The following is a 26523-nucleotide window of genomic DNA, read 5'->3' as shown; positions in this document are numbered from 1 at the left end:
TATCGAGCACCAGGAGCCCGAAGAACCATGCCGAGCCCTTTCCACGAGGTGCGCTTCCCCCTCGCCCTGTCCTACGGCTCCCGCGGCGGGCCGGAGCGGCGCACCGAGATCGTCACGCTCGGCTCCGGCGACGAGGAGCGCAACGGCCTCTGGCGCCACTCCCGCCGCCACTACGATGCCGGTCCGGCCCTGCGCTCGGCCGAGGACGTGGCCGTGCTGGTCGCCTTCTTCGAGGAGCGGCGCGGGCCGCTCTACGGCTTTCGCTGGCGCGACACCTTCGACCATTCCTCCGCCGCGCCCGGGCAGACCCCCGCGCCGACCGACCAGCCCCTCGGCACCGGCGACGGCGCGGCGCGGGTGTTCCAGCTCGCGAAGACCTACGGCGCCGCCTTCGCGCCCTACGCCCGCCCGATCACCAAGCCGGTCGCGGCCTCGGTCCGGGTCGCGGTGGCGGGCGTCGAGCTGCCGGCCGCAGGGTTCGCCCTCGATGCCACGACCGGCCGCCTCACCCTGGCCCGCGCCCCGGCGGCCGGGGCCGCCGTGACCGCGGGCTTCACCTTCGACGTGCCGGTGCGCTTTGCCACCGACCGCATCGAGATCGACCACCAGGCCCTGCGCGCCGGGCTGGTCGCCGGCATCCCGATCCTCGAGATCCGCAGATGAAGCCCCTGCCGCCCACCCTCACTGCCAGCCTCGCGAGCGGGGTCACCACCCTGTGCCACTGCTGGATCGTCAACCGCACCGACGGACTGCGCCTCGGCTTCACCGATCACGACAACGACCTCGTGGTCGACGGCGTCGCGTGCTCGGCCGAGAGCGGCGCCACCGGCACGGCGCTCGAACAGGGCACCGGCCTCTCGGCCGACTCCCTGGAGATCGTTGGCGCCCTCACCTCCGGGCGCCTGGCAGAGGCCGAGCTGGCGCGCGGCCTGTTCGACGGTGCCACGGTCGCGGTCTGGCGGGTCGACTGGTCGAGCCCGGCCGATCGCGTCCTCGTCCTCTCCGGCACCGTGGGCGAAGTCTCGCGCGGGCCCTCCGCCTTTACCGCCGAGGTGCGCGGCCTCGCCGATCGCCTCAACCAACCCCGCGGCCGGGTCTACCAGCGCACCTGCGACGCGCTGCTGGGGGATGCCCGCTGCCGGGTCGACGCCACCGCCGCCGCGATCCGGGGCGCCGGCACGGTCGCGACGGTGGGGAGCGCCCGCACGCTCACCGCCTCCGGCCTCGCCGGGTACGCCTCCCGGTGGTTCGAGGCCGGCCGACTGGTCTGGACCTCTGGGGCGAATGCCGGCGCGGTGGTCGAGGTGCGGGCGCACTCTCGCGCCGGGGCGCTCGCCGCCCTCGACCTGTGGGAGCCGATGCCGGCCCCGATCGCACCCGGCGACGCGTTCCAGGTCACCGCCGGCTGCGACAAGTCCCTGGCGAGCTGCCGGGACAAGTTCGCCAACGTCGTCAACTTCCGCGGCTTCCCGGATCTTCCGGGCAACGACTACGCCGTGGCCTATGCTGTTCAGGGGGCAGACAATGACGGAGGCCGCCTCGGCTGACACTCGCGCGCGCGTCGTCGCGCTGGCGCGCACGTGGCTCGGCACGCCCTACCACCACCAGGCCAGCCTCCGGGGCGCCGGCGCCGATTGCCTCGGCCTGCTGCGCGGCGTCTACGCCGAGCTGTACGGCGCTGAGCCGGAGCTGCCGCCGCCCTATACCCCGAGCTGGGCCGAGGACTTGGGTCAGGAGACGTTGCGGGACGCCGCCGCCCGCCACCTGGTTGCGCTCGCGCCCGAAGCGGCCGAGCCCGGCGACGTGCTGCTGTTTCGCTGGCGCGACGGCCTGCCGGCCAAGCATTGCGGGATCGTGGTCGGCCCCTCGCGCATGATCCACGCCTATGACGGCCACGCCGTCATGGAAACCTGGATCCCGCCGGCCTGGTCCCGGCGCATCGCCTACGCCTTCCGGTTTCCCGCCCCATCGCCAGCCCCCTCGCCGGAGATCTCGACGTGAGCACGCTCGTCCTGTCCTATGCCGGCCAGGCGGTCGGCAGCGCGCTCGGCGGCCCGATCGGCGGGGCCATCGGCCAGATGCTCGGCGCCGCCGGCGGCAGCGCCCTCGACCGCGCCATGTTCGGGTCCCGGCCCAAGCCGCAGATCAACATCGGCCCGCGCCTGTCCGACCTCCACGTCACCGCCTCGACCGAAGGCGCGGCCGTCGCGCGCGCATTCGGCCGCGTCCGGATCGGCGGGCAGATCATCTGGGCGACCAAGATCAAGGAAGTCCAGAAGGTCGAGAAGGTGAAGTCATCCGGCGGCAAGGGCGGGGCTACGCAGAAGCAATTCAACGTGACGTATGCCTACAGCGTCAGCGTCGCGATTGCCCTGTGCGAGGGCCCGATCGTCGCCGTGGGGCAGGTCTACGCGGACGGCAAGCCGATCAACCTCGCGGCCTATGGCGCCCGGGTCTATCTCGGCGACGAGGCGCAGGGGCCCGACCCGAAGATTGCCGCGATCGAAGGCGCCGACAGCGCCCCGGCCTATCGCGGCCTCGCCTACATCGTGTTCGAGGATCTGCCGCTCGCGGGCTTCGGCAACCGCGTGCCGGTCATCACCGCCGAGGTGATCCGGCGCGCGCCCAACGCGTCGGGCCGGCCGGCTCTCGAGGACCTGGTGACCGCGGTCACGATGATCCCGAGCATGGGCGAGTTCACCTACGCCACCGCGCCGGTCAACGCCTCGACCTTCGGCGGGATCGCCGGACAGAACACGGTCTCGGGCGGGGTCGACGCGCTGAAGGCGCTCGATCAGCTCGCCGTCGAGGCGCCGCGCTGCCGGCACGTCTCGCTGGTGGTCGCCTGGCACGGCACGGACCTGCGGCTCGGGTCCTGCCGCATCGTCCCGAAGGCCGAGACGCCGACCAAGACCACGTCGCCGGAATGGATCGCCGGCGGGGTCGACCGGGCCTCGGCGGGGATCGTCAGCCTGGACGCGACCGGGGCGCCGCTCCTCGGCGGCGCGCCGTCCGACCTGTCGGTGGTGCAGCTCATCCAGGCGCTGAAGGGCCGGGGCTACGCCGTCACGCTCTACCCGTTCGTGATGATGGACATCGCCCCCGGCAACGGCCTGCCCGATCCCTATGGCGGGGCGGAGCAGGCGGCGTTCCCCTGGCGCGGGCGCGTGACCTGCCATCCGGCCCCCGGCCGGCCCGGCACGGTCGACAAGACCTCGGCCGCAGGCAGTCAGGTCGCGGCGTTCTTCGGCACCGTGGCGCCGGCGGATCTCGCGTGGAACGGCCGCACGGTGACCTGTGCAAAGGCGGAGTTCTCCTTCCGCCGCTTCATCCTGCACTGCGCGCGCCTGGCCGAGGCCGCCGGCGGGGTGGATACCTTCCTGATCGGCTCGGAGATGATCGGCCTCACCACCGTGCGCTCCAGCGCCTCGACGTATCCGGCGGTGGCGCAGCTCGTGAGCCTCGCGGCGGATGCGCGGGCGATCCTCGGGAGCGCCACGAAACTCGGCTACTCGGCCGACTGGACGGAATACGCCAGTCATCGCCCGGCCGATGGGTCGGGCGACGTGTACTTCCACCTCGACCCGCTGTGGTCGAACGCCAATGTCGACTTCGTCGGGATCGACAATTACATGCCGCTCGCCGACTGGCGCGACGGCTTCGACCACCTCGACGCCAGGGCGGGCACCTTCACGTCCGGCGCGCCCTCGCCGTACGATCCCGGATACCTCGCCGGCAACGTCGCGGCCGGCGAGCTGTTCGACTGGTACTATCCGACGCCGGCCGATCGCGACGCGCAGGCCCGGGCGCCGATCGCCGACACGGCGTATGGCGAGCACTGGGTCTTTCGCCTCAAGGACCTGCGGAGCTGGTGGGCCAACGCGCATCGCGACCGGCCGGGCGGGGTGCGCCAGGCGCAGGCGACCGGATGGGTTGCACAGGGCAAGCCGGTCCGCTTCATCGAAGTGGGCTGCCCGGCCGTCGACAAGGGCATGAACCAACCGAACGTCTTCGTGGACCCGAAGTCGTCGGAGTCGTTCCTGCCGTACTACTCGAACGGCCGGCGCGATCCGGCGGCGCAGCGCGCCTACCTCGAAGCGACGCTCGCCTACTGGCAGGGGACGGCCGGCAACCCGGTCTCGACCGTCTACGGCGGCCGGATGGTCGATCCGGAGCGGCTGTTCGTCTGGACGTGGGACGCACGGCCCTATCCGGACTTCCCGCGCCAGGCGGCCGTGTGGAGCGACGGGCCCAACTACCGGCTCGGGCACTGGATCAACGGGCGGCTCGGCCTGTCGCCGATCGCCGACGTGGTGGCCGAGCTGTGCGGGGGGCTCGGGGTTCCGATCGATGTCGGCCAGCTCTACGGCCTGGTGGAGGGCTACGCCGTCACCGAAGTCCAGACGCCGCGGGCCTCGCTCGAACCGCTGCGCACGTGCTTCTTCTTCGACGCGGCGGAGTCGGCCGGGCGGCTGGTCTTCGCGCCGCTCGCCCGGGCGCCGGCGGCGGCCCTCACCGCCGACGACCTGGTGGCGCGGGAGGGCACCGGCGGGGATTACCGGCGCACCCGGGGCGAGGAGACGGCGCTGCCCGGGGTGGTGGCGCTGACCTACATCGATCCGCAGCGCGGCTACCAGTCGGCTTCGGTCGAGGCGCGGCGCACCAACGGCCGGGCCAACGCGGTGCAGCGGGTGTCTGTGCCGCTCTGCCTGGACGAGGGGGCGGCGCGGGGCATCGCGCAGGCCTTGCTCTATCAGGGCGTGGTCGAGCGCGAGCAGGTCGGGGCGACCCTGCCGCCGTCGTGCCTGGCCTTGGACGCCGGCGACGTCGTCACCCTCTCCCTCGCCGGGAGCAGCACCGACTACCGGCTCACCCGCCTCGGCCTGGAAGCGGGCCGGCCGGCGAGCGGCATCCGCACCGACCTGTCCGTCTTCGCCTACCGGGACGGCACCGCGACGCCGCGGCCGGCCGAGCCGCCGGCGACGGCGGGCGTGGCGTTGTTCCAGTTCCTCGACCTGCCGCTCCTGCGCTCGGACGCGGTGCCCCATGCGCCCTACCTCGCCGCCTACACGGCGCCGTGGTCGCCGGTGGCGGTGCTGCGCTCGACCGCCGGCGGGGCGTTCGTGGACGATGCCACGGTGGGCGCCCGGTCGATCATCGGGCGGCTGACGGCGGAGCTCTACCCGGGCCCGGTCGCCCGGTGGGACCGGGTGAACAGCCTCTACGTCGAGGTGCCGCGCGGGGTGGAGCTGACCTCCGCCCCCGAGATCGACGTGCTGAACGGGGCCAACGTCGCGGCCCTGCTGACGCCGTCGGGCGAGTGGGAGGTGCTGCAATGGGCGCAGGCGACGTTGCTCGCGCCCGGCCGCTACCAGCTCCGCACGCTGCTGCGCGGCCAGCTCGGGACGGAGTTCGCGCTGGGGAGCCCGACGCCGGCAGGCGCCCCGTTCGTGGTGCTGACGGACGCGCTGATGCAATCCGGGATGCCGCTGTCCCTGCGCACCCTGCCGCTCGCCTGGCGCTGGGGCCCGCTCGGCCGACCGCAGGACGATCCGAGCTTCACCGGCGCCACCCTGTCGTGCCGGGGCGTGGGCCTGCGGCCCTACGCGCCGGCGCAAGGCCGGCTGCTGCGGGCGGAGTCCGGCGACCTGGTGCTGTCGTGGATCCGGCGCACCCGGATCGACGGCGACCCGTGGGAACAGGTCGAGGTGCCGCTCGCCGAGGAAGCCGAGGCCTACAGCCTCGACGTGCTCTCCGGGTCCTCTGCGGGCGCCACCGTGGTCCGCACGTTCGAGGTGACGGCGCCCACCGTCACCTACAAGGCCGCCCACCAGGCGGCCGATTTCGGCGGGCCGGTCACGAGCTTGTCCGTCGCTATCCACCAAGTCTCGGCAACCTACGGCCGCGGCGCGGCCTTGAGGGCGACCCTGTATGCCTGACGCCACCACCGCAAACCTCGCCCTGCCGCTGCTGCAAGCGGCGCAGGCGCAAAAGCATGTCACCCACAACGAGGCGCTGGTCGCCCTCGATACGCTGGTGCAACTCGCGGTCCTCGACAAGGATCTGACCGCGCCGCCCGCGAGCCCGGCCGAGGGCGACCGCTACCTGATCGCCGGCGCCTCGCCCACGGGGGCGTGGACGGGCTGGGCCGGCCGGGTGGTGCGCTACCAGGACGGGGCGTGGCGCAGCTTCGTGCCGCGCTCCGGCTGGCTCGCCTTCGTGGCGGACGAGGCAGACCTCTACACCTATACAGGTGCGGCCTGGGCCTCGTTCCGCTCCACCCTCACGGCGTTCCAGAACCTCACCCGGCTCGGGATCGGCACGAGCGCGGACGCGACCAACCCCTTTGCCGCCAAGCTGAACAAGGCGCTGTGGACCGCTCTCGCCACGGCCGAGGGCGGGACCGGGGACCTGCGCTACACCCTCAACAAGCAAGCCGCCGGCAACGTGCTGTCGCTGCTGTTCCAGTCCGGGTTCTCCGGCCGGGCGGAACTCGGGCTCACCGGCGACGACGACCTCCGGCTCAAGGTCTCGGCCGATGGCGGCACCTGGCGCGAGGCCCTGCGGGTCGACCGCGCGACCGGCGGGCTCGACCTCGCGGCGGCGGAGGCCTCCGTTCCGGTCGCCGCGACCGTCGACCTCGGCGCGCTCGGATGCCTGCGGGTGGCGCTCACCGGCACCGGCACGGTGACGGGGTTCGGCACCGGCCCGAACCGGGTGCGGTTCCTGCGCTTCACCGGCGCCGCGACGCTGACCCACAACGCCGCGAGCCTGGTGCTGCCGGGCGGGGCCAACCTCGTCACCGCCGCCGGCGATACGGCGCTGGCGGTGTCGGACGCCTCGGGCAACTGGCGGGTGCTCGATGTCGCGCGCGCCTCCGGCAAGCCGGTCACCGGCCCGGGCTCGGCCGACATCACCGACGCCAGCGCCTCCGGCCGTTCCGTCCTCACCGGCACGGCGGCCTCGGGCGCGACGGCGCTGGGGCTCGGCACGGGCAGCTCTGTCACGTTCGCCGGCTTGAGCGTCACGACCCTGTCCACCGGCCAGCGCCCGGTTTTCGCCGGGAATACCCCGTGGGACAGCGGCAACCTCAATCCGGGCGACTACTTGAACCGCTTGGGCGGCGGCACGGTCGCGGGCTGGGTGACCTTCACGGGCGGCGGCAGGGCCGTCATCGAGGGCACGACCGGCGGCTTGGGGACCTCATCGGGCGGCCTGGCCCGTCTTGAGGTCAAAGGCGGCCAGGCTGTCAGTGATGCGGCCTACATGACGTTTCACCGGCCGGGGATATTTGCAAGTTACTTCGGCCTCGATGCCGACAGTCAATGGAAGGTCGGCGGCTGGTCTGCCGGATCCAACGCCTACAAGATTTTCCACGAGGGTGTCAGCGCCAGTCTCGCGCCGACCTGGGGCGGCGGAACCTTCAACGGCACCGTCTTGATCGGGGCGAACTGCTATCCGACGGCCGACAACGCGTATTCGTGCGGCCTGGGGAGCAACCGCTGGAGCGTCGTCTACGCGGCGTCGGGCACGATCAACACCTCGGATGCGCGCGAGAAGACCGGCCTTGCCGTGCTGACGGCGGCCGAACTCGCCTGGGCGAAGGATCTCGCGGCGGGCCTCGGCACGTTCCAGTTCCTGGCCTCGATCGCCGAGAAGGGAGCCGAGGCGGCGCGCCACCACGTTGGGCTCACCGTGCAGGGCGCGATTGCGATGGGGCGGGCGCACGGCCTCGACCCGTTCCGGTACGCCTTCATCTGCCACGATGCCTGGGACGCGACGCCGGCGGTGGATGCGGTGACGGAGACGGTTCTGGACCCCGACGGCGCGCCGACCGGCGAGGTTCGGACGGTGACCCCGGCGCAGGCGGGGCGCGAGGCCGGGGACCGCTACAGCTTCCGGACCGACCAGCTCGCGCTGTTCGTCACCGCGGGCCAGGAGCAGCGGCTCGCGGCGCTCGAGGCACGCCTGCCGCCGCTCGCCGCGCCCGGCGCCTGATCGCCGGCCGGGGCGCATGACGTATCGGCTACGACGCGGCCCTGTGATCCTGACCCGACCCTAGCGCCACCCGGCCCGAGCCACGCGACCCCGACGATCCGGAGATCGCAATGACCGTCGCTGAGATCCAGCGGCGAGTGTTTGGAGGGCTGGGCGCGGACTTGAACCGTGCCTGTGAAGCGCTTGCGGCGCGACCGGGTAGCCATTCCCCCACCAGCCCATGAGCGATCATTGGGGCAAATGCGCGCCGATCGCAAGCGAATAGAAACATCGGAGAAACAAATAAGATGAGCGCGACGACGTTCGAGCGGGCGCTTTCGCGCGTCCTGACACACGAGGGCGGGTGGTCGGACGATCCGGCCGACCCGGGCGGGGCGACCAACCTCGGGGTGACGATCGGCACCTTGAGCCTGTGGCTCGGCCGGCCGGCGACAAAGGCGGAGGTGCGGGCCCTCACCGTCGCGAGCGTGGCGCCGATCTACCGGCGTCGCTTTTGGGACGCGATCGAGGGCGACGCGCTGCCGGCCGGGCTCGATTACGCGCTGTTCGACTTCGCGGTGAACAGCGGGACGAAGCGGGCGGTGATCGGGCTGCAACGGGGCTTGAGCCTCGCCGATGACGGGCGGCTCGGGCCGGTGACGCTGGCGGCGCTCGCCGGCCGGGACGTGCCGGGGCTGGTGAACGCCCTGTGCGACGGGCGGCTGACGTTCCTGCGGGCGCTGTCGACCTGGCCGCGCTTCGGCCGCGGCTGGGGCCGGCGGGTCGAGGAGGTGCGGGCGGCCGCGCTCGCGCTCCACGCAGCGCCGGATCGACCCGCAGCGCCATCCCGCTGTCCCGCCTGCGGCTGGACCATCGCGGCCTGACTCACCCAGGCGACGAAGCTCTCAGCAGGAGAACGCCATGAACCAGGACCAGATCACCACGCTGCTGCGCACCCTGTTGCAGTTCGGCGGCGGGATCGCCGTCGGGCTCGGCTGGATCGACGCCGACACCGCGACGACCTTGACCGGGGCGCTCGTCACGCTCCTCGTCACCATCTGGGGGCTCTACGCACGGCGCAATGCCGGCCTCGTCGCCTCCGCGGCGGCGGTGCCGAGCGTCAGGGCGATCCTGGCCGATCCGGCGACCGCCGACGCGGTCCCCAGCCCCAAGGTCCGGCCGCCGGCGTAGCGCGGCGCCCGGCCCCCCGGAGCGTCGTCGGGACACCGTGACCGGCGGCGCTCCGACGCCTCGCACGCCCGTCCTCACCCGTAGGCGAGGCACCAGCCCGGACCTCGCAGCCAGCACCTGTCGTCCGGGACGTCGGCCGCACGGTGGAGCATCCGGACGGCCTGCTGGCCGCCGGTCGCCAGCGCGCGCGCCAGCGCCTGCTCGGCCTCCGGATCGCGGGCGCCGGCGCAAGGGTAGATCAGGGTCGGCGAGAGGCAGCGCGCCGCATAGGATCTCTCCTCGCGACGCTCGATCAGGAAAACGGCTCCCCGGGTGATCGGCGTGCCGAGCCGCATTCCGGCCGTGAGGGGCAGGATCAACCGTCCGCCGGGCGCCAGCGCGTCGAGCCAGGATTCAGCCGGGCGCGCCGCACCGGCATTGACGAGGACGAGGTCGGACGGGGGCAGCCTCATGGCGGCACCGTCGCCCTCGACGATGCGGACCTGCGCCAGCCCGTCCAGGGCATCGGCCGCGAAGGTCGCGAGGTCGGGGTCGTGCTCGATGCCGAGCACCTCGCCCTGCTCGCCGGCGAGGCGGGCCAGCAGGGCGGTGTAGTACCCGGTCCCCGTGCCGACATGGACCACCCTCATGCCGCGCTCCGGCCGCCCCCGGGCGATCAGGCCGGCGATGAAGGAGGGCTGCCCGTTGTTGAGGTGCCGGTCGGGTCGGATCGCCACCGGCACGTCCTGGTAGAGGTAGACCGGATCGTCGTCGGGCGTCCGCGCATAGCCGCCGGACAGCCGGGCGAGATGCCAGGGACCGGGCGGCAGGAAGCGCTCGCGGGGAATCGTCTTCAGGGCCGCCTCCAGGGCGCTCCTCAGCCCTGCATCGTCCGCCGCCGCCGCGTGGGCGATGTGGCGGGCGTAGATGAGCCGTGCGATGGCGGTCCTCGCGTCCCGTGTCATGGTTGCTTGCTCCCGATCCCGGGCCGCCGATGCGCGGCCAGGAGAGGAGGCACACGAGCGGGCCGGGCGCGGACCGGCCGAAATTTTTCGTGTCCGTCCGTCCGCCGCGGGCGCCGCCATGCGCATGGCGGGGGAGGCGTTGCGGGCAGGGCGACGATGGAGACGGACGAGGCGGACCAGCGCGACGTCGCGGGAGCGATCGGCGGCCTGTCGGCCGTCGATCTCGCGCGCCTGCGGGCGCTCGCCCGGCTGCGGGCGCGCCGGCTTCCCGGCACCGACTGGTCGGACATCCTGCACGAGGCGATCGTGCGGGCGCTCGACGGCACGCGGCGCTGGCCGCCCGGGCTCCCGGTCCTGGTCTTCCTCGCCGGCTGCATGCGCTCGATCGAGCACGACCTCCGGCGCCGCCAGGCGCAGGAGCGGGCCTTTCGCGAGCACGACCCGGCGGATCGCGACGGAACCGATCCCGAGCGGGCGATCGCCGCCTCGCAGGCGCTCGGCGCGATCGTGGCGCTGTTCTCCGGCGACGAGACGGTTTTGCGGATCATCGAGGGGCTGGGCCAGGGCCGCTCGGCCGCCGAGATCCGCGCCCGGCACGGCCTGTCCCAGACCGACTACGACACCGCCCGCAAGCGCCTGCGTCGCGCGCTGCTGCGGCGCGATTCCGAGGGAGGGCCGCGATGACCCAGTGGCGACCCGATCTCGCGCTCGACCGCCTGACCGAGGCGCTCGAGGCCGAGATCCTGTCGGCGCCCGAGCCGGAGGTGCGGGCCCTCGTCGCGGAATCCGCACGCGACGCCGAGGCCCTGCGCCGGCTGGTGCTGCGGGCAATCGACTGCGCCGAGGAAGGGGCCGGCCCGCCGCCGGGAGTCCCAGGGGGAATCCCGCTCCTGCGGCGGCCGTGATCCCCGACTCGCCCGTGATATCAGCCCAGCACCACCACCTGCGCGCCCACCGGCACCCGGGCGTAGAGGTCGATCGCATCCTGGTTGATCATCCGGATGCAGCCCGAGGAGACGCTGCGGCCGATGCTCTCCGGCTCGGTGGTGCCGTGGATGCGGTAGAGCGTGTCCTTGTTGTTCTGCCACAGGTAGAGGGCGCGGGCGCCGAGCGGGTTGCGGGGACCGCCCGGCACGCCGAGACCGCTCTGCAGCTTGGACACGCTGCGGGCGAGGGCCGGCTGGCGGGCGATCATCTCCTTGGGCGGGTACCAGTCCGGCCAAGCCTGCTTGGAGTTGATGGTGGCCGCCCCGTTCCAGGCGAAGCCCTGGCGGCCGACGCCGACGCCGTAGCGGCGGGCCCGGCCGCCCTCCTGGATCAGGTAGAGGTGGTGCGCCCGCGGATCGACCACGATCGTGCCGGGCGCGTAGCGGCCGCCATAGGCGACCTCCTGGCGCAGGAAGGACGGGTTGGCCCGGCGCCAGCGGAAGGCCTGGACCGGGAACGGCTCGGTGTCGAGCGCCGCGTAGGCGCGGGCGTAGTCGATCGGTCCGTCATCGACGACGACGGTCGGGCTCGGATCGGCCGTGCCCGGCTGCGGCTGGGGCGCTACGGTGCGCCGGCCGCCGCCCCAGAACGAATCCTCCTCCGGCGCCTCGGCCGGGACGGGCTCGGTACGGTAATACGGGTCCGTGGCCTGGCCCCGGGTGTCGTAGAACGTGCCGTCCTCCGCCGGGACGGGATCGCGGGAGCGCCGGCGCCGGACGGGGGCGATGTCCTGGTCCGTCCAGGCGAGGGCGGGGCGCGCGCCCGCCAGCAGCGTCGAGGCGAGGCCGGCGGCGGTGCCGGCGACCAGGAAGCGGCGGTTCTTGTCGGTCATGGGAGGTCTTGAGGATCGTGCTGACAGGAACGGGACGCCGGATGGCGCAATGCAGCAACAGCTAGGGCATTTCCCCTCCGAGGGGAAACCACGGTTCATGGAAAAACCGTCAGGACCAACGGGCTAGCACGATATCCCGGCGGGTGTGGCACCGCTGCCGCCCGGGCCCGACGGCCACCGGCGCTCGGCGGGGTCGTCCGACCGGTCGTGTGCGATACTTTTTCTATTTCGTATCGCGACTGACGAAATCTGTTGTTACGCATATCACTTGTGGTTGACGCTCGTGACAACACGTGCCCTCTTGAGCCGGTCACTTCGATCTGGTGCGCCATGACCAACGATGACTCCACCCGGTCGCTCGATCTGATCGAGCTCGCCGCCGACGTCGTGTCGGCTTACGTTGCGAACAACTCCGTTCCGGCGGCGGACGTGCCGGGGCTGATCGCGGCGGTCCACACATCCCTGAGCCAGCTCGGCGCCGCGCCGGTGCCGGAGCCCGAGCGGGCGACGCCTCCGGTCCCGATCCGTAAGACGGTCACCCCCGACCACATCATCTCCCTGGAGGACGGCAAGCCCTACAAGACGCTCAAGCGTCACCTGGCCGGGCGCGGGCTCACCCCCGAGGCCTACCGCCAGAAATGGGGCCTGCCGCCGGACTACCCGATGGTCGCCGCCAACTACGCCGCCCAGCGCTCCGAACTCGCCAAGAATTCCGGCCTCGGCCAGAGCCGCCGCGGCCGCGGGCGCGGCGCGGCCATGCGGGCCGCTTCCGACCCGGTGGTCTCCGAGCCGGCGCCGGAGAAGCCCAAGACTTCTGGCAAGGCCGCCGGAAAGCGTCGCTGAGCCAACCGCGGGGAGCGCGGGCAGAGCCCGGCGCGCTCATCGTGCATTCAGGTCGTTAGTCCTTTCTTGAGGGGGCAGGGCGGTCCACGCGGCCGCCCCTCACTCCCGAAGGAGAGATCCCACGATGATGCACGTCAAGGTGCTCGGGATGGCCGCCCTCGTCGCGGGCAGCCTGGGTCTTGCGTCGACCGCCCAGGCCGCCCCGATCGGCCTGAGCGCGGCGGGCACGCTCGCGCCGGAGACCGGCGTGACGAGGGTGGCCGGCGGCTGCGGCCCGGGCTTCTTCCCGAACCGCTTCGGCATCTGCCGCCCGTTCTACGGGCCGAGGCCGTTCTACGGCCCGCGCCCCTATTATTATGGCCCGCGGCCGTACTGGCGGCGCCCGTATTACGGCCCGCGCCGCTTCTACTACGGCTACTGATCCGCAACACGTGAGCGAGGCGCCCGACCGGCCGGTCGGGCGCCTTTTCGCGTTCCGGGCCCGACGGATCTATCCCGCCCGCGCCGCCGGCTTGCGGCCGAACGGGTCGAACTCGATCACCGGGGCCTTGCGGCCGTGGAGCGTCGGCAGCACCCGCTCGCCGAAGGCGTCGATGAAGGCGGCCTGGTTGCCGCCGACCTGGTGCAGGTCGATCGAGTCGAAGCCGAGCGCCGCGCAAGCCGCGATGCGCTCGGTGAGCGCCGGCAGGTCGTGCGAGATCAGCACCGCCTCGTGCATGTCCTCCGGCCGCAGGTAGCGGGCCGCGGCTTCGAAATCGGCCGGGCGGGGCAGCTCCCAGGCGACCGAGGCCGGGAGCGCATTGAAGCGCCACTCGGCATGGGCCTGACGCAGGGCCTCGGCCGGGTCGGGGGCGTAGCTCAGGTCCATCTTGAGGAAGACCGGCTTGTCGGCGCCGCCGCTCTCGCGGAACGCGTCGACGATCGGGCCCAGAGCCTCGGGGCTCGTCCCGACGGTGAGGAGCCCGTCGGCCCAGGTGCCGAGCCAGGCGGCGGTCTCGACGCTGGTGGCCGCCCCCACGAGGCGGGTCGGGGTCTCGGGCAGCGACCACACTTTGGCGTCGACCGCGGTCAGCCGGCCGCGCTGCGTCACGGTCTCGCCGGCGAGCAGCGCCCGCATGATTTCGGCGCCCTCGCGCAGGCGGGCGTTGCGCTCGGCCTTGTCGGGCCAGGGCCCACCGGTGGCGCGCTCGTTCATCGCCTGGCCGCTGCCGAGCGCCACCCACGGCACCCGGCCGGGAAACATCTGCCCGAGGGTCGCCACGGCCTGGGCCAGCACGACCGGATGGTAGCGCCAGCCCCCCGGCACCGAGATGATCCCGAAGGTCAGCCGCTCGGTCGCCTGTAGGGCGGCACCGAGCCAGGCCCAGGCGAAGCCGGATTCCCCCTGGCTCGGCGACCAGGGCTGGAGGTGGTCCGAGGAGAAGGCCCCGTCGAACCCGGCCTGCTCGGCCCGCTGGGCCAGCGCGAGCAGCGCCCTCGGCGGGCATTGCTCGTGGGAGATGTGGTAGCTGTACAGGGTCATCGCGCGGCTCCCGCCCACGGGGAATGCCCGAGCTGGGGCGGTCGTTCCGGGTCGGCGCGGTTGCGCCGCGGGCCCGACCGCTCCTCAGCTAGAGCATCTTCCGACGAAGTGGATACCGGTTCGTCGCAGAAAATGCGGCAAAATCAATGACCTAGAGAGCTTCGCGATTGCAGCGCGATCGTGAAGCGCTCTAGAGCAGCACTCGATCACGCTGCGATTGGGTGCTGCTCTAGGTCTTCGATTGTGCCGCATTTTCAGACGAACCGGCATCCGCTTCGCCCGAAAACGCTCTACATCCCCACCGCGACCCGGCGGCTGTTGCCCCGCTGAAGGTTGCGGTAGCGCGCCAGCGCCCAGAGCGGGAAGAACTTTGCGTAGCCGTGATAGCGCAGGTAGAACACCCGCGGGAAACCGGTGCCGGTGTAGAACTCCTCGCCCCACAGCCCGTCGGCGCCTTGCGTGCGGGCAAGGTAGTTGATGCCGCGGGCCACCGCCGGGTGGTCGGCCTCGCCGGCCGCCATCAGGGCGATCAGCGCCCAGGCGGTCTGCGAGGCGGTGCTGCCGGCGCGCTCGTAGCCGCGATACTCGAGCTTGTAGCTCGCCGCGTCCTCGCCCCAGCCGCCGTCGGGGTTCTGGATCGCGACCAGCCATTCCACAGCCTTGCGCATCGGCGCCGAGGCCGGGTCCTGGCCGGCGGCGTTGAGCGCGCAGAGGGCCGACCACGTCCCGTAGATGTAGTTCATGCCCCAGCGGCCGTACCAGCTGCCGTCCTCCTCCTGGTCAGCCAGGAGATAGTCGACGGCCCGCGCCAGGACCGGGCTCGTCTGCTTGGTCTCGCCGAGCTGCGCCAGCATCGAGATGCAGCGGGCGGTGACGTCGGCGGTCGGCGGGTCGAGCAGCGCGCCGTGGTCGGAGAACGGGATGTAGTTCAGGTAGTGGTAGGTGTTGTCGGCGTCGAACGCCGCAAAGCCGCCGTCGCGGCTCTGCAGGCCCTCGATCCACTCGCGGGCACGCGCGATCGAGTGGGTGTAGTCGGAGCCGCCCTCGCCGGGGCCGAGGCGGGTCTGCGCCCGGTCCATCGCCATCGCCACCACGGCGGTGTCGTCGAGGTCGGGATAGTGCGGGTTGTTGTACTGGAACGCCCAGCCGCCCGGGCGCACGTCCGGCTTGCGGGCCGCCCAGTCGCCCTTGATGTCGAGGACCTGGAGGGGCTTCAGCCATTCGAGGGCGGCGCGGGCCTGGCGCTCGTTCTCCGGCCCGCCGGCCTCCATCAGGGCGTGGGCGGCGAGCGCGGTATCCCAGACCGGCGACAGGCAGGGCTGGACGTAGGCCTCGTGCTCCTTGACGGTGACGAGCTTCTCCACCGCCGAGCGCGCCGTGACCACCAGGGGATGGTCCTCGGGGTAATCCAGCGCCTCGTACATCAGCACCGAGTTGGCGATCGCCGGGAAGATGGCGCCCAAGCCGTCCTCGCCGTTCAGGCGCTCGCTGACGAAGGCCACCGCCTTGTCGATGGCCCGCGCCCGCGGCTTCTTCGGGAAGTACGGCTCGACCACCCGCAGGATGTCGTCGATGGCGGCGAAGACCGGGCGCCAGGGCGAGGATTCCTGGGCGCCGGAGGGCCAGCGCCGGATCCGCTCCGGATCCTGGGTGAACAGCTCGCGCACGCCGATCCCGCGCGGGTTCTTCGCCCGGGGCTTCTTCACCTGGAGCACGAAGAGCGGCACCATCACGGTGCGGGCCCAGTACGACACCTTGTCGAGGTGGAACGGGAACCACCGCGGCAGCAGCATCACTTCGACCGGCATCACCGGCACGGCGCTCCACGGCACCTCGCCGTAGAGGGCGAGCAGGGTGCGGGTGAAGACGTTGGCGTGGGCCGCGCCCCCGCGCTGCAGGATCGCCTCGCGGGCCTTGCGCATATGCGGCGCATCGACGGAATCGCCGATCATCTTGAGCGCGAAGTACGCCTTGACGGTGGCGCTGATGTCGAGCGGCCCCTCGTGGACGAGGGCCCAGCCGTGATGCAGCGGGCTCTGCGTCCGGCGCAGGTAGACGGCGATCTTCTCCTCCAGCTCCCGCGGCGGGATCGACGCGCGGAAGTGGTGGTAGAGGATGTACTCGGACGGGATGGTGGCGTCCGCCTCGAGCTCGAAGCACCAGTGGCCGTCGGCATGCGCCAGCTGCGTCAGCGCCCGGGACGCGGCCGACACCCGCCGCTCGACCTCGTCGAGGGTGATGTCCTGCGTGCTCTTGCGTTGCAGCGTCTCGACCTTGCCCACGGTGTCTCTGCCTTCCTCGTGCGAGGGCGGCTCCGCCTCGCCGCCCATGATGCCATCCCGATTCGATTTCGCAGCGCACAAAACGCCGCATACGCCCACGCTGTTCCCGAAACCGGGCCCCGGCGTCAAGCGGCTCCGCGCAACGCAGCGTTGCCGCCGGTGCGAGCACCGGCGCCGGCCAGGACCTGCGCCGCCGTCGCCCCGGACCGGATCGCCCCCTCGATGGTCGAGGGCAGCCCGGTCGCGGTCCAGTCTCCCGCCAGGGTCAGGTTGGCGATGGGCGTGCGCGCACCGGGCCGGCGGGCGGCCTCGGCCGGCGTCGCCGCGAAGGTGGCGCGCTTCTCCTTGACGATCTGCCAGCGCGGCAGCGGCTCGCCGGAAAAGCCCGACAGCCGCGAGACCTCGTCCCAGATCGTGCGGGCGAGCTCCTCGCGCGGCACGTCGAGCAGGCGGTCGGCGCCGCTGATCGTCACCGAGAGCCGGTCGGGGTAGGAGAACAGCCACTCGGTCACGCCGCCGACGACGCCGAGCAGCAGCGGCGCCCCCGGCTTCGGCGGCAGGGCGAAATGGGCGTTGACGATCGAGCGGTGGCTCTGCGGCGTATCCAAGCCCGGCATCAGGTCGGCGGCGACCCAAGGAGGCAGGGCCAGCACCGCCGCATCGTCGGGTCCGAGTTCCTCCGGACCGTCCGAGAAGTCGAGCTGGGCGAGCCGCCCGTTCTCGATCCCGAGCCCGCGCAGGCGGCGACCGAAGCGCATCTCGGCGCCCGCCCCGGCGAGGGCCTTGAGCGCGGGATCGACGAAGGCCGCCGACAGGCCCTCGACGGCCACAAGCGGCCGGCAGGCCCGGCCGCCGGCGCCGAGGGTCTCGCGCAGGATCGTGGCGGCGAGCCCCGCATCGCTCTCCTGCGGCTCGGTGTTGAGGGCGGCGAGCAGCACCGGGCGCCACAACCGGTCCCAGAGCAGCCCCTCGCAGGCCATGCTCTCGCCGATCGTCGCCGCCTTCGAGGCGCCGCGGAAGATCCCCAACGGCGCGAGGTAGTCGCGGGCGCGGCTGCCCGGCACCCTGCGGCGGGCGTCGAGCACCCACCACGGCAGGCGCCCGGCATTCGGCCGCAGGGTCCAGCGCTCGCCCGTGGCGAGGTCGGCGAAGGCGAAGGCGGCCTCGTCCGGCCCGGCGAGCACGCCGTCGGGTGCGCCGGCGAGCTTCAGGAAGTCGAGGGCGTCGCGGTTGCCCGACAGGAGCAGGTGGTTGCCGTTGTCGATCGTCAGGCCGAGGGCCGGGTCGAAGTAGGAGCGGCAGCGCCCACCGGCCTGCTTGGCCGCCTCGTGCACCACGACGTGCCGGCCGCTCTTGGCGAGGCGCAGCGCGGCCGAGAGGCCGGCAAGGCCGGCGCCGAGGACATGAACCGTACCCATCAGACGATCGCCTGACGCAGGAGGACGCCGATCAGCGCGAGCTTGCCGGGCTTCACCCGCGCGCGGGGCGCCGCCCAGCCGCGCTTGCGCAGGCCGACGAGGATCAGGTGGTAGGCCGCGCCCATGATCCGCGGCGCCTTGGTGGCCCGGCGCGACTCGCGGTTCATGATCGCCCAGGACGCGTCGTAATGGCCTTGCGCCTCGTCGAGGAGCCGGGCGCAGACTTCCCCGAGGCGCGGATGCGCCAGCGCCGTCTCCGGGGTGGGATTTTTCAGCCCGATCGCCGCCAGCGGCTCGGCCGGCAGGTAGAGCCGGCCGCGCTCGGCATCCTCGTCGATGTCGCGCAGGATGTTGGTGAGCTGGAGCGCCCGGCCAAGATGGTGGGCGAGCCTGATCCCGGGCTCCTCGGGCAGCCCGAAGATCCTGACCGAGAGCCGGCCGACGGCGCTCGCCACCCGGTCGCAATAGAGGTCGAGGGTCGCGGAATCGGGGGCGACGATGTCGGCCTCGGCGTCCATCGCCATGCCGTCGATCACCGCCTGGAAATCCTCGCGCCGCAGGCCGAACTGGCGCACCGGACCGACGAGGGGTTGCGTGCGCGGCACCGGCCGGCCGGCATAGAGCGCGTCGATGTCGGCGCGCCAGCGGTCGAGCTCGGCGGCGCGCACCTCGCGGGCGCCACCGTCGTCGGCGACGTCGTCGACGGCGCGGCAGAAGGCGTAGACCGCGTACATCGCGTCGCGCTGCTCGGCCGGCAGCAGCCGCATGGCGGTGTAGAACGACGAGCCGGCGGCCGGCAGGGCCGGGGCCTTGGTCGAGGTCTCGACCGGCGAGGCGGGCTGGGAGGCGAGGGCGGTCACGGGCGGGCTCCCCGCAGGGCCGGGTGGAGGCGGCGGCGGAACGGCCGCCGGGCGAGGGCAGAGGCGGCGGCACCGAGCGCCGTCAGCGCGAAGGCGGCCTTGCCGTGGTGGACCTTCTCGCTCAGCGGATCGCGCACCAGGAGGCCGCGGGCGAGCAGCACCGCGAGGCGGTGGATCGCCGCGATCTCCATGGAAAGCCGCGTGTCGTCGATGAGATCCGGCAGGGGCCGGCCTTCCTCGAGGAGGTCGAGGCAGCGCTGCGCCAGTTCCCGGATCACGGCGCGCAAAGCCGGGGTGGCGCGCTCGGCACCCAGATCCTCGATGCGGGCGCCGTGCTTCTCCAGGGTCTCCCGCGGCAGGTAGACCCGGTCGACGCTCCGATAATCCTTGGCGCAATCCTGGAGGTGGTTGATCACCTGGAGCGCGGTGCAGATCGCGTCGGAGGTGGGCCAGGTGCGGCCCGGATCCTCGCCGTGGACGTCGAGGACGAAGCGGCCGACCGGCACCGCGGAGTAGCGGCAGTAATGCGCCAGCTCGTCCCAGTTCTCGTAGCGCGACTTGTGCGCGTCCATCCGGAACGCGTCGAGGAGTTCGAGCGCGTGGCGCGGAGGCAATCCGCGCTCGGCGAGCGAGCGGCGCAACGGGGCGGCCTCCGGGTCGTCGGGGCCCCTGCCCGTCAGCGCGTCGGCGAGCCCGTCGAGGAGCGCGATCTTGCCCTCCGGCGACAGGCCGGCATTGTCGGCGACGTCGTCGCCGGCGCGGACGAAGTAGTAGAAGTCGAGGATCGGGCCGCGGTGGCGCGGATGGATCAGGTGCGAGGCGACCGGGAAGTTCTCGTCGCGGTGCCCCTTGCCGGAGCGCGCCTCGGTGGCGGTGGTCATCGGATGTATCCAGCCTGACGGAACCAGGCGACGGCGTCGGACAGGCCGTCGCGGTAGGGCCGGGCCGCGTAGCCGAGCTCGGCCCGCGCCTTGGCGTCGGAGAAGAACATGCGGTAGCGCGACATCCGGATACCGTCGATGGTGGCGAGCGGCGCCTTGCCGGTGATGCGCGCGGCGAGCTCAGACACGAAGGCCACCGGATAGACCGCCGCCCGCGGCAGCCGCACGGTCGGGGGCTTTCGCCCGACGAGGCCGGCGATGTCGGCGAGCATGCGCGACAGGAGCACGTCCTCTCCCCCCAAGATGTAGCGCTCGCCGATGCGGCCCCTGTGCAGGGCCAAGAGATGGCCCTTCGCCACGTCGTCGACGTGGACGAGATTGAGGCCGGTATCGACGAAGGCCGGCATCTTGCCGTTCGCCGCCTCGACGATGATCCGCCCGGTCGGGGTCGGCTTGACGTCGCGCGGGCCGATCGGGGTCGAGGGGTTGACGATCACCGCCGGCAGCCCCTCGCGGGCGACCATCTCCTCGACCACCCGCTCGGCCACCACCTTGCTGCGCTTGTAGGCGCCGATGGCGGTCTCGGGCGTCAGCGGCCGGGTCTCGTCGGCGGGCGTGCCGTCGTCATGCGGCTTGATGGTGGCGACGCTCGACGTATAGACCACCCGCTCGACCCCGGCGTCGAGCGCCGCCCGCATCAGGGCCCGGGTGCCCTCGCGGTTGGTGCGCACGATCTCTTCCGGGTCCGGCGCCCAGAGCCTGTAGTCGGCCGCGGCGTGGACGAGGTAGCGCATGCCGCGCATCCCGGCCGCCGCCGCCTCGGGGTCGCGCATGTCGCCCTCGACGATCTCGACGTCGGGCCAGGTCAGGTTGGTGCGCGGGCTCGTCGCGCGGACCAGCACCCGCACCGGGAAGCCGGCGGCGCGAAACACGTCGACCAGCGCCGGGCCCAGGAAGCCGCTGGCGCCGGTGATCAGCACCGGGCCGGGCTCGAATCCGGGGCCGGACGGCGTCGATGGGCTGCGGTGCGGGGCCTCGGTCATGCGTTCCTTCTCGGCGGCTCGGGCGGCGGGCCCGGTCTCCGGCAGTGTGACAAGTCGGGAAGCCGGGCCGCTTCTGCCAGCCCGGCGTCAGGCCCGCAAGGCACGGGCGATCGATCGCGGGCGACCGTGCCGCCCGCGCATCAGCATCCTGCCTCCGGGACGATCCGCGCCCCGGATGCGGGCTCTCAGGCGAGGCGCAGGCGTCCGCCCCGCTCGGCCGCGGCTCCGCGCGCCGGCAGGGTCGCCTCGACGACGTTGACGATCGAGGCCGCGTCGAGCCCGGCTTCCGCGTACATCCGCTCCGGCGTGTCGTGCTCCTGGTAGGTGTCCGGCAGCGTCAGCGTGCGAACCCGCACCTTGCCCTCGTCCAGCGCACCGCGCGACGCGAGCAGATGCAGCACCATCGCCCCGAAGCCGCCCACCGACCCCTCTTCCAGGGTGATCAGAACCTCGTGGCTCGCCGCGAGGTCCAGGATCAGCGCCTCGTCCAGCGGCTTGGCGAACCGCGCATCCGCCACCGTCACGCCGATCCCGGCCGCCTCCAGCCGCTCCGCCGCCTTCAAGGCCTCCGCCAGACGCGTGCCGAGGCTCAAGAGCGCCACCCGCGCGCCTTCCGGACGACGGATCACCCGGCCCTTGCCGATCGGCAGAACCTCGCCCTGCTCCGGCAGCTCGACGCCGACACCCTCGCCGCGGGGATAGCGGAACGCGATCGGACCCGAATCGTGCGCGTGGGCGGTGGCCACCATGTGCACCAGCTCGGCTTCGTCAGCCGCCGCCATCACCGTCATGTTCGGCAGGCAGCACAGGTAGGCCAGGTCGAACGCGCCCGCATGCGTCGCGCCGTCGGCCCCCACCAGCCCGGCCCGGTCGAGGGCGAAGCGCACCGGCAGGTTCTGCAGCGCCACGTCGTGCACCAGCTGGTCGTAGCCGCGCTGCAGGAACGTCGAGTAGATCGCGCAGAACGGCCGGAACCCTTCCGTCGCCAGGCCGCCCGCGAAGGTCACCGCGTGCTGCTCGGCGATGCCGACGTCGAAGGTCCGCTCCGGGTGCACCTTGGCGAAGAGATCCACGCCGGTGCCCGACGGCATCGCGGCGGTGATCGCCACCACCTTCTCGTCGGCATCCGCCGCCTTGATCAGGCTCTCGCCGAACACCCGGGTGTAGGCCGGGGCGTTCGGCTTGGCCTTCGTCTGCTTGCCCGAGATCACGTCGAACTTCACCACCGCGTGGCCGCGGTCGGCCGCGGCCTCGGCCGGGGCGTAGCCCTTGCCCTTCTGGGTCACGACGTGGACCAGCACCGGGCCCTCGGGCGCGTCGCGCACGTTCTTGAGCACGGGCAGCAGGTGGTCGAGGTTGTGGCCGTCGATCGGCCCGACGTAGTGGAAGCCGAGCTCCTCGAACATCGTGCCGCCGCCGGCGAGCATGCCGCGGGCGTACTCCTCGGCGCGGGCCGCGGTGTCGTAGATCGCCTTCGGCAGCAGGCGCCCGAACTGCTTGGCGGTGTCGCGCAGCGAGCGGTAGGTGTCGCCCGAGACGAGCTTGGCGAGGTAGGACGACATGGCGCCGACGGGCGGCGCGATCGACATGTCGTTGTCGTTGAGGATGACGATGAGGCGGCTCTTGAGCGCGCCGGCATTGTTCATCGCCTCGTAGGCCATGCCGGCCGAGATCGAGCCGTCGCCGATGACGGCGACCACGTTGCGGCGCGGGGGCGTCTCGCCGCGGGCCTTCGCGGCGGCGTCCGAGAGGTCGCGGCCGATGGCCATGCCGAGGCCGGCGGAGATCGAGGTGGAGGAGTGGGCCGCGCCGAAGGGATCGTAGGGGCTCTCGGAGCGCTTGGTGAAGCCTGAGAGTCCGCCGCCCTGGCGCAGGGTGCGGATGCGGTCGCGGCGTCCGGTGAGGATCTTGTGGGGATAGGCCTGGTGGCCGACGTCCCAGATGATGCGGTCGTCGGGGGTGTTGAAGACGTAGTGCAGGGCGACGGTGAGCTCGACGACGCCGAGGCCCGCGCCGAGATGGCCGCCGGTGACGGAGACGGCGTCGATGGTCTCGGCGCGCAGCTCGGCGGCGAGCTGGGTCAGGTCGCTCTCGGGCAGCTGGCGGAGATCCGCCGGCTCGCGGACGCGGTCGAGGAGGGGGAGAACCAGATCGGACAAGTCGTGACACTCGCTCATTCGAGGGCGGACCCCACCTGAAGCCTCGCGGCCGGGAGTCCCCGCTGATGGCGGCCGTTATACCGCAAGCGGCCGATCGCGCCATGGCACGGCGCGCGACCGTCTCGGTTGCGGCTGTGTGTGGCCTAACAACTCCGAAGAACATCCTGAACCCGGCGTGAATCCTTCGTGGTGCGGCGACAGCTGCGCCGGACTGCGCTAGGATGCTTGAGCACGACGTGACCGCCCGGCGGTCTCGGCAATACGCCCCCGACGGAGGTCAGATGGAACGGTCGATACCGGCGCGCGGGCTCGTCCTCGGCCTTCTGCTGGGGGCGATCGGCCTCCTGGCCTCGCCCGGCCCGGCAAGGGCAACGCCGCTCTATCCCGCTCTCGATCCCGCCTGGCTGCCGCATCTGCCGGCCTGCCGGCCCGCCGACCGCACCTGCGACACCGTCGCGCGGCGACGGATCCCCGTCTGCACCTGGCGCCTGCGTCCGACGCCGGAGGGCCCGCGGCGGGTCCGGATCTGCGCGTGATCCGCGTCGCCGACATCCGCCCTCCGAGGCTGCCGGCCGGCGCCGCCCTGCTGCTGGTCCTGACGGCCGCCTGGCCCGGGCCGGGGCTCGCGCGCACCTGCCCGGAGCACTTCGCCGGCGGCACGCCGCCGACGCTGACCAATCCGCGCCTCTCCGCCGACACCACGCTCCTGTGCTACCAGGCCTTCGCGGTCCTGTTCTCGGGCCTGTCGCGCACGCCGCTCTACGCCGCCGAGCACCTCACCGCCGCCCGGATCGAGGCCGCCCGCCGGGTCGACCGGGTCGACGCCTTCCACGAGGAGGAAGGGCTGCCGGAGACGACGCGCTCCGAACTCTCGGATTACGCCGGCAGCGGCTGGGACCGGGGCCACATGGCGCCGTCGGGCGACATGCCGACCCCGAGCGCGCAGGCGGAATCCTTCAGCCTTGCCAACATCGTGCCGCAGAATCCGGACGACAACCGCCGGCTCTGGGCCGGGATCGAGAGCAGCGTACGGGCGCTCGCGGTCGAGCGCGGCGACCTGTTCGTCGTCACCGGACCGCTGTTCGAGGGCACGAGCGTGCAGTCGCTGCGCGGCCGGGTGCTGATCCCGACCCGACTGTTCAAGGCGGTCTACGACGCCAACAGGGGCGAGGCGGGGGTCTACCTCGCCCGCAACGCCCCGGGCGAGGCCTGGGAGGCGGTCTCCCTCGACCAACTCGCGGGGATCGGCGGCATCGTCGCCTTCCCGGACCTGCCGGATGCCGTGCGCCGGCGCACCATGGCGCTGCCCGAGCCGCGGCGCGACGAATATGCCGGCGGCCCGCGCAGCCGCCGCGAGCCGGGCTTCCTCGACTGGCTCGCGGCCGAGCTGCGCCGCGCCGCCCGCCGCGCCTGGCGCGACTTCCTCCGCTCGCTGTTCTGAACGAGACCCCCGATGCCCGCGCACGCGAAGCCCGCCTTCGTCCCCTTCGCCGACGACGCCGCGGTCCAGACCCTCGGCGGCCTGACCCTGGAGAACGGCCGCACCCGGATCGCGCTCCACGGCTCGCTCGACCTCGCCCGCGACCGGGAGAGCCTGGAGCGGGCGCGAGCGCTCGCGACGACCCTCGCGGCGATCGTGGCGGCGCTGGAGGATCAGCCCGACCTGCCCGAGCGGGCGGACGAGGTCCGGGTGGCGACGCAGGAGGTCAGGAACCCGTTCGGGTGAGGGCGCCCGCGGGCCGCCTTGCACCCCCCCGGCGGCCCTGGTAAGCGCGGGAGCACTCCCCATTCCCACGCGCGGCCGCCCGCGCCGGCGCCCGGCGGTCACGATCGTCTCCCGGGAGCCGGCCCGAATCCGGCCAGGATCGCGCGACAGAAACCCCGGAAGGACCAGCCCATGGCCCGTGAATTCATCTACCACATGCGGGGTCTGACCAAGACCTATTCCAGCGGCAAGAAGGTGCTCGACAACGTGCACCTGTCCTTCTACCCGGATGCCAAGATCGGCGTGCTCGGCGTCAACGGCGCCGGCAAGTCGACGCTTCTGCGCATCATGGCCGGCATCGACACCGAGTTCAACGGCGACGGGTTCGTGGCCGAGGGCGCGCGGGTCGGCTACCTGCCGCAGGAGCCGCAGCTCGACCCCGACAAGACGGTCCGCGAGAACGTGATGGAGGGCGTCGCCGAGTCCCAGGCGATCCTCGATCGCTACAACGAGCTCGCGATGAACTACTCCGAGGAGACGGCGGACGAGATGACCCGCCTCCAGGACGAGATCGAGGCCAAGGGCCTGTGGGATCTCGATTCCAAGGTCGACCAGGCGATGGATGCGCTCCGCTGCCCGGGCGACGACGTGGCCGTGGCCACCCTCTCGGGCGGCGAGCGCCGCCGCGTCGCGCTGTGCCGGCTGCTCCTCTGGCAGCCCGAGCTCCTGCTCCTCGACGAGCCGACCAACCACCTCGACGCCGAGACCGTCGGCTGGCTCGAAGGCCACCTGCGCTCCTATCCGGGCGCGATCCTGATCGTCACCCACGACCGCTACTTCCTCGACAACGTCACGAGCTGGATCCTCGAGCTCGACCGCGGCCGGGGCATCCCCTACGAGGGCAACTACTCGTCCTGGCTGGTCCAGAAGCAGAAGCGCCTCGCCCAGGAGGGCCGCGAGGAGGAATCGCGCCAGCGCACCATCGAGCGCGAGCAGGAATGGGTGTCGGCCTCGCCGAAGGCCCGGCAGGCCAAGTCCAAGGCCCGTATCGCCCGCTACGAGGATCTCGTGGCGAAGTCGCAGGAGAAAGGGCCCTCGACCGCGCAGATCGTCATCCCGATCGCCGAGCGGCTCGGCAACAACGTCATCGAGTTCGACCACCTCGAGAAGGCCTTCGGCGACCGGCTGCTGATCGACGACCTGTCGTTCAAGCTGCCGCCGGGCGGCATCGTCGGGGTGATCGGCCCGAACGGCGCCGGCAAGACCACCCTGTTCCGGATGATCAACGGCCTGGAGACCCCCGACAAGGGCGCGATCCGCGTCGGCGAGAGCGTCAAGCTCGGCTACGTCGACCAGTCCCGCGACGCGCTCAACCCCGACGCGACCGTCTGGCAGGAGATCTCGGGCGGCAACGACATCCTCTATCTCGGCAAGCGCGAGATCAACAGCAGAGCCTATTGCGGCGCCTTCAACTTCAAGGGCTCGGACCAGCAGAAGAAGGTCGGGGTGCTGTCGGGCGGCGAGCGCAACCGCGTCCACCTCGCCAAGATCCTGAAGAGCGGCGCCAACGTGCTGCTGCTCGACGAGCCGACCAACGACCTTGATGTCGACACCCTGCGCGCGCTGGAGGAGGCGCTGGAGGATTACGCCGGCTGCGCGGTGATCATCAGCCACGATCGCTGGTTCCTCGACCGCATCGCGACCCACATCCTCGCCTTCGAGGGCGACAGCCACGTCGAGTGGTTCGAGGGCAACTTCGCCGATTACGAGGCGGACAAGAAGCGGCGCCTGGGCGTCGATTCCACCATCCCGCACCGGATCAAGTACAAGAAGTTCAGCCGCTGAGCCGAGTGGGGCGGGGTCGTTCACCCCGCCCCGA

At 72.4% G+C, this 26523-nt stretch carries 24 protein-coding genes; 15 read left to right on the top strand and 9 right to left on the bottom strand.

Going from position 1 to position 26523, the window contains the following annotated elements:
* The first annotated feature begins 27 nt into the window (after positions 1 to 27).
* From ACS5PV_RS00290 to ACS5PV_RS00260, 7 genes are all read left to right on the top strand, one after another.
* Complete coding sequence (locus tag ACS5PV_RS00290) at positions 28 to 663, top strand: phage distal tail protein, Rcc01695 family (protein WP_455393391.1); 636 nt, start codon at positions 28 to 30, stop codon at positions 661 to 663.
* Positions 660 to 1547 carry a DUF2163 domain-containing protein gene (locus tag ACS5PV_RS00285; protein WP_455393390.1) on the top strand — a complete coding sequence of 296 codons (888 nt, stop codon included), beginning with the start codon at positions 660 to 662 and terminating at the stop codon, positions 1545 to 1547. Before ACS5PV_RS00290 ends, ACS5PV_RS00285 begins: the two co-directional genes overlap by 4 nt.
* The gene (locus tag ACS5PV_RS00280; protein ID WP_455393389.1) at positions 1525 to 2001 is read left to right on the top strand and encodes a DUF6950 family protein; all 477 of its coding nucleotides are present in this window, start codon (positions 1525 to 1527) and stop codon (positions 1999 to 2001) included. Before ACS5PV_RS00285 ends, ACS5PV_RS00280 begins: the two co-directional genes overlap by 23 nt.
* Positions 1998 to 5939 (top strand): baseplate multidomain protein megatron, encoded by a 3942-nt coding sequence (locus ACS5PV_RS00275; protein WP_455393388.1) that lies wholly within the window; start codon positions 1998 to 2000, stop codon positions 5937 to 5939. The genes ACS5PV_RS00280 and ACS5PV_RS00275 overlap by 4 nt, the downstream gene beginning before the upstream one ends.
* Positions 5932 to 7998: a DUF2793 domain-containing protein gene (locus ACS5PV_RS00270; protein ID WP_455393387.1), complete on the top strand. Its 2067-nt coding sequence runs from the start codon at positions 5932 to 5934 to the stop codon at positions 7996 to 7998. Before ACS5PV_RS00275 ends, ACS5PV_RS00270 begins: the two co-directional genes overlap by 8 nt.
* A 287-nt stretch (positions 7999 to 8285) precedes the next feature.
* The gene (locus ACS5PV_RS00265) at positions 8286 to 8861 is read left to right on the top strand and encodes a glycoside hydrolase family 108 protein (protein ID WP_455393386.1); all 576 of its coding nucleotides are present in this window, start codon (positions 8286 to 8288) and stop codon (positions 8859 to 8861) included.
* 37 nt (positions 8862 to 8898) lie between these two features.
* Positions 8899 to 9168 (top strand): Pam3-gp28 family putative phage holin, encoded by a 270-nt coding sequence (locus tag ACS5PV_RS00260; protein ID WP_455393385.1) that lies wholly within the window; start codon positions 8899 to 8901, stop codon positions 9166 to 9168.
* Positions 9169 to 9242: 74 nt separating this feature from the next.
* Here ACS5PV_RS00260 and ACS5PV_RS00255 read toward each other — a convergent pair whose 3' ends face one another.
* Positions 9243 to 10112, bottom strand: coding sequence for a protein-L-isoaspartate O-methyltransferase family protein (locus ACS5PV_RS00255; RefSeq protein WP_455393384.1), 870 nt, complete (start codon positions 10110 to 10112; stop codon positions 9243 to 9245).
* Positions 10113 to 10268: 156 nt separating this feature from the next.
* Between ACS5PV_RS00255 and ACS5PV_RS00250 the strand changes: the two genes are divergently transcribed.
* Both ACS5PV_RS00250 and ACS5PV_RS00245 read left to right on the top strand, forming a co-directional pair.
* Positions 10269 to 10796: a sigma-70 family RNA polymerase sigma factor gene (locus ACS5PV_RS00250; protein WP_455393383.1), complete on the top strand. Its 528-nt coding sequence runs from the start codon at positions 10269 to 10271 to the stop codon at positions 10794 to 10796.
* Positions 10793 to 11017: a hypothetical protein gene (locus ACS5PV_RS00245; protein WP_455393382.1), complete on the top strand. Its 225-nt coding sequence runs from the start codon at positions 10793 to 10795 to the stop codon at positions 11015 to 11017. The genes ACS5PV_RS00250 and ACS5PV_RS00245 overlap by 4 nt, the downstream gene beginning before the upstream one ends.
* Positions 11018 to 11037: 20 nt before the next feature.
* On the opposite strand, the gene ACS5PV_RS00240 is transcribed toward ACS5PV_RS00245, so the two are convergent.
* Positions 11038 to 11931 carry a L,D-transpeptidase gene (locus ACS5PV_RS00240; protein ID WP_455393381.1) on the bottom strand — a complete coding sequence of 298 codons (894 nt, stop codon included), beginning with the start codon at positions 11929 to 11931 and terminating at the stop codon, positions 11038 to 11040.
* A 330-nt stretch (positions 11932 to 12261) separates the two neighbouring features.
* On the opposite strand from ACS5PV_RS00240, the gene ACS5PV_RS00235 reads away from it, so the two are divergent.
* Both ACS5PV_RS00235 and ACS5PV_RS00230 read left to right on the top strand, forming a co-directional pair.
* Positions 12262 to 12774, top strand: coding sequence for a MucR family transcriptional regulator (locus tag ACS5PV_RS00235; protein ID WP_455393380.1), 513 nt, complete (start codon positions 12262 to 12264; stop codon positions 12772 to 12774).
* A gap of 124 nt (positions 12775 to 12898) precedes the next feature.
* Positions 12899 to 13195 carry a GCG_CRPN prefix-to-repeats domain-containing protein gene (locus ACS5PV_RS00230; protein WP_455393379.1) on the top strand — a complete coding sequence of 99 codons (297 nt, stop codon included), beginning with the start codon at positions 12899 to 12901 and terminating at the stop codon, positions 13193 to 13195.
* A gap of 69 nt (positions 13196 to 13264) precedes the next feature.
* Here the strand turns inward: ACS5PV_RS00230 and ACS5PV_RS00225 are convergent, their stop codons facing one another.
* From ACS5PV_RS00225 to dxs, 7 genes are all read right to left on the bottom strand, one after another.
* Complete coding sequence (locus tag ACS5PV_RS00225; protein ID WP_455393378.1) at positions 13265 to 14296, bottom strand: TIGR03885 family FMN-dependent LLM class oxidoreductase; 1032 nt, start codon at positions 14294 to 14296, stop codon at positions 13265 to 13267.
* A gap of 290 nt (positions 14297 to 14586) precedes the next feature.
* On the bottom strand, positions 14587 to 16626 hold the full coding sequence (shc, locus tag ACS5PV_RS00220) for a squalene--hopene cyclase (RefSeq protein ID WP_455393377.1): 2040 nt from the start codon (positions 16624 to 16626) through the stop codon (positions 14587 to 14589).
* Positions 16627 to 16703: 77 nt separating this feature from the next.
* Positions 16704 to 17999: a hydroxysqualene dehydroxylase HpnE gene (hpnE, locus tag ACS5PV_RS00215; protein ID WP_455393872.1), complete on the bottom strand. Its 1296-nt coding sequence runs from the start codon at positions 17997 to 17999 to the stop codon at positions 16704 to 16706.
* Positions 17996 to 18856 carry a presqualene diphosphate synthase HpnD gene (hpnD, locus tag ACS5PV_RS00210; protein WP_455393376.1) on the bottom strand — a complete coding sequence of 287 codons (861 nt, stop codon included), beginning with the start codon at positions 18854 to 18856 and terminating at the stop codon, positions 17996 to 17998. Before hpnD ends, hpnE begins: the two co-directional genes overlap by 4 nt.
* Positions 18853 to 19737 (bottom strand): squalene synthase HpnC, encoded by an 885-nt coding sequence (gene hpnC / locus ACS5PV_RS00205; RefSeq protein ID WP_455393375.1) that lies wholly within the window; start codon positions 19735 to 19737, stop codon positions 18853 to 18855. The genes hpnD and hpnC overlap by 4 nt, the downstream gene beginning before the upstream one ends.
* Entirely contained in the window at positions 19734 to 20780 is a 1047-nt protein-coding gene (gene hpnA, locus ACS5PV_RS00200) for a hopanoid-associated sugar epimerase (RefSeq protein WP_455393374.1), read from the bottom strand. The genes hpnC and hpnA overlap by 4 nt, the downstream gene beginning before the upstream one ends.
* A gap of 185 nt (positions 20781 to 20965) precedes the next feature.
* Positions 20966 to 22939, bottom strand: a complete 1974-nt coding sequence (gene dxs / locus ACS5PV_RS00195) for a 1-deoxy-D-xylulose-5-phosphate synthase (protein WP_455393373.1) — start codon at positions 22937 to 22939, stop codon at positions 20966 to 20968.
* Between the two features lie 281 nt (positions 22940 to 23220).
* On the opposite strand from dxs, the gene ACS5PV_RS00190 reads away from it, so the two are divergent.
* The 4 genes from ACS5PV_RS00190 (at position 23221) to ettA (ending at position 26489) form a co-directional block, all read left to right on the top strand.
* The gene (locus ACS5PV_RS00190; protein ID WP_455393372.1) at positions 23221 to 23475 is read left to right on the top strand and encodes a hypothetical protein; all 255 of its coding nucleotides are present in this window, start codon (positions 23221 to 23223) and stop codon (positions 23473 to 23475) included.
* Positions 23472 to 24380 carry a DNA/RNA non-specific endonuclease gene (locus ACS5PV_RS00185; RefSeq protein ID WP_455393371.1) on the top strand — a complete coding sequence of 303 codons (909 nt, stop codon included), beginning with the start codon at positions 23472 to 23474 and terminating at the stop codon, positions 24378 to 24380. Before ACS5PV_RS00190 ends, ACS5PV_RS00185 begins: the two co-directional genes overlap by 4 nt.
* Before the next feature lie 12 nt (positions 24381 to 24392).
* Positions 24393 to 24665: a hypothetical protein gene (locus tag ACS5PV_RS00180; RefSeq protein WP_455393370.1), complete on the top strand. Its 273-nt coding sequence runs from the start codon at positions 24393 to 24395 to the stop codon at positions 24663 to 24665.
* Between the two features lie 171 nt (positions 24666 to 24836).
* Positions 24837 to 26489 (top strand): energy-dependent translational throttle protein EttA, encoded by a 1653-nt coding sequence (gene ettA, locus ACS5PV_RS00175; RefSeq protein WP_455393369.1) that lies wholly within the window; start codon positions 24837 to 24839, stop codon positions 26487 to 26489.
* Positions 26490 to 26523: the final 34 nt, after the last annotated feature.

The sequence above is a fragment of the Methylobacterium sp. Gmos1 genome (genome assembly GCF_053764715.1).
Note: the sequence above shows the minus strand (reverse complement) of the source record. Positions and strands in the feature narration are given on the sequence as shown.

Coding starts and splice junctions, on each gene's coding strand:
- ACS5PV_RS00230 (WP_455393379.1), top strand. CDS start 12,899: ATGATGCACGTCAAGGTGCTCGGGATGGCCGCCCTCGTCGCGGGCAGC.
- ACS5PV_RS00225 (WP_455393378.1), bottom strand. CDS start 14,296: ATGACCCTGTACAGCTACCACATCTCCCACGAGCAATGCCCGCCGAGG.
- ACS5PV_RS00270 (WP_455393387.1), top strand. CDS start 5,932: ATGCCTGACGCCACCACCGCAAACCTCGCCCTGCCGCTGCTGCAAGCG.
- ACS5PV_RS00240 (WP_455393381.1), bottom strand. CDS start 11,931: ATGACCGACAAGAACCGCCGCTTCCTGGTCGCCGGCACCGCCGCCGGC.
- shc (WP_455393377.1), bottom strand. CDS start 16,626: ATGGGCGGCGAGGCGGAGCCGCCCTCGCACGAGGAAGGCAGAGACACC.
- ettA (WP_455393369.1), top strand. CDS start 24,837: ATGGCCCGTGAATTCATCTACCACATGCGGGGTCTGACCAAGACCTAT.
- ACS5PV_RS00245 (WP_455393382.1), top strand. CDS start 10,793: ATGACCCAGTGGCGACCCGATCTCGCGCTCGACCGCCTGACCGAGGCG.
- hpnA (WP_455393374.1), bottom strand. CDS start 20,780: ATGACCGAGGCCCCGCACCGCAGCCCATCGACGCCGTCCGGCCCCGGA.
- ACS5PV_RS00180 (WP_455393370.1), top strand. CDS start 24,393: ATGCCCGCGCACGCGAAGCCCGCCTTCGTCCCCTTCGCCGACGACGCC.
- ACS5PV_RS00250 (WP_455393383.1), top strand. CDS start 10,269: ATGGAGACGGACGAGGCGGACCAGCGCGACGTCGCGGGAGCGATCGGC.
- ACS5PV_RS00235 (WP_455393380.1), top strand. CDS start 12,262: ATGACCAACGATGACTCCACCCGGTCGCTCGATCTGATCGAGCTCGCC.
- ACS5PV_RS00280 (WP_455393389.1), top strand. CDS start 1,525: ATGACGGAGGCCGCCTCGGCTGACACTCGCGCGCGCGTCGTCGCGCTG.
- ACS5PV_RS00285 (WP_455393390.1), top strand. CDS start 660: ATGAAGCCCCTGCCGCCCACCCTCACTGCCAGCCTCGCGAGCGGGGTC.
- ACS5PV_RS00260 (WP_455393385.1), top strand. CDS start 8,899: ATGAACCAGGACCAGATCACCACGCTGCTGCGCACCCTGTTGCAGTTC.
- ACS5PV_RS00190 (WP_455393372.1), top strand. CDS start 23,221: ATGGAACGGTCGATACCGGCGCGCGGGCTCGTCCTCGGCCTTCTGCTG.
- hpnC (WP_455393375.1), bottom strand. CDS start 19,737: ATGACCACCGCCACCGAGGCGCGCTCCGGCAAGGGGCACCGCGACGAG.
- ACS5PV_RS00290 (WP_455393391.1), top strand. CDS start 28: ATGCCGAGCCCTTTCCACGAGGTGCGCTTCCCCCTCGCCCTGTCCTAC.
- ACS5PV_RS00255 (WP_455393384.1), bottom strand. CDS start 10,112: ATGACACGGGACGCGAGGACCGCCATCGCACGGCTCATCTACGCCCGC.
- ACS5PV_RS00265 (WP_455393386.1), top strand. CDS start 8,286: ATGAGCGCGACGACGTTCGAGCGGGCGCTTTCGCGCGTCCTGACACAC.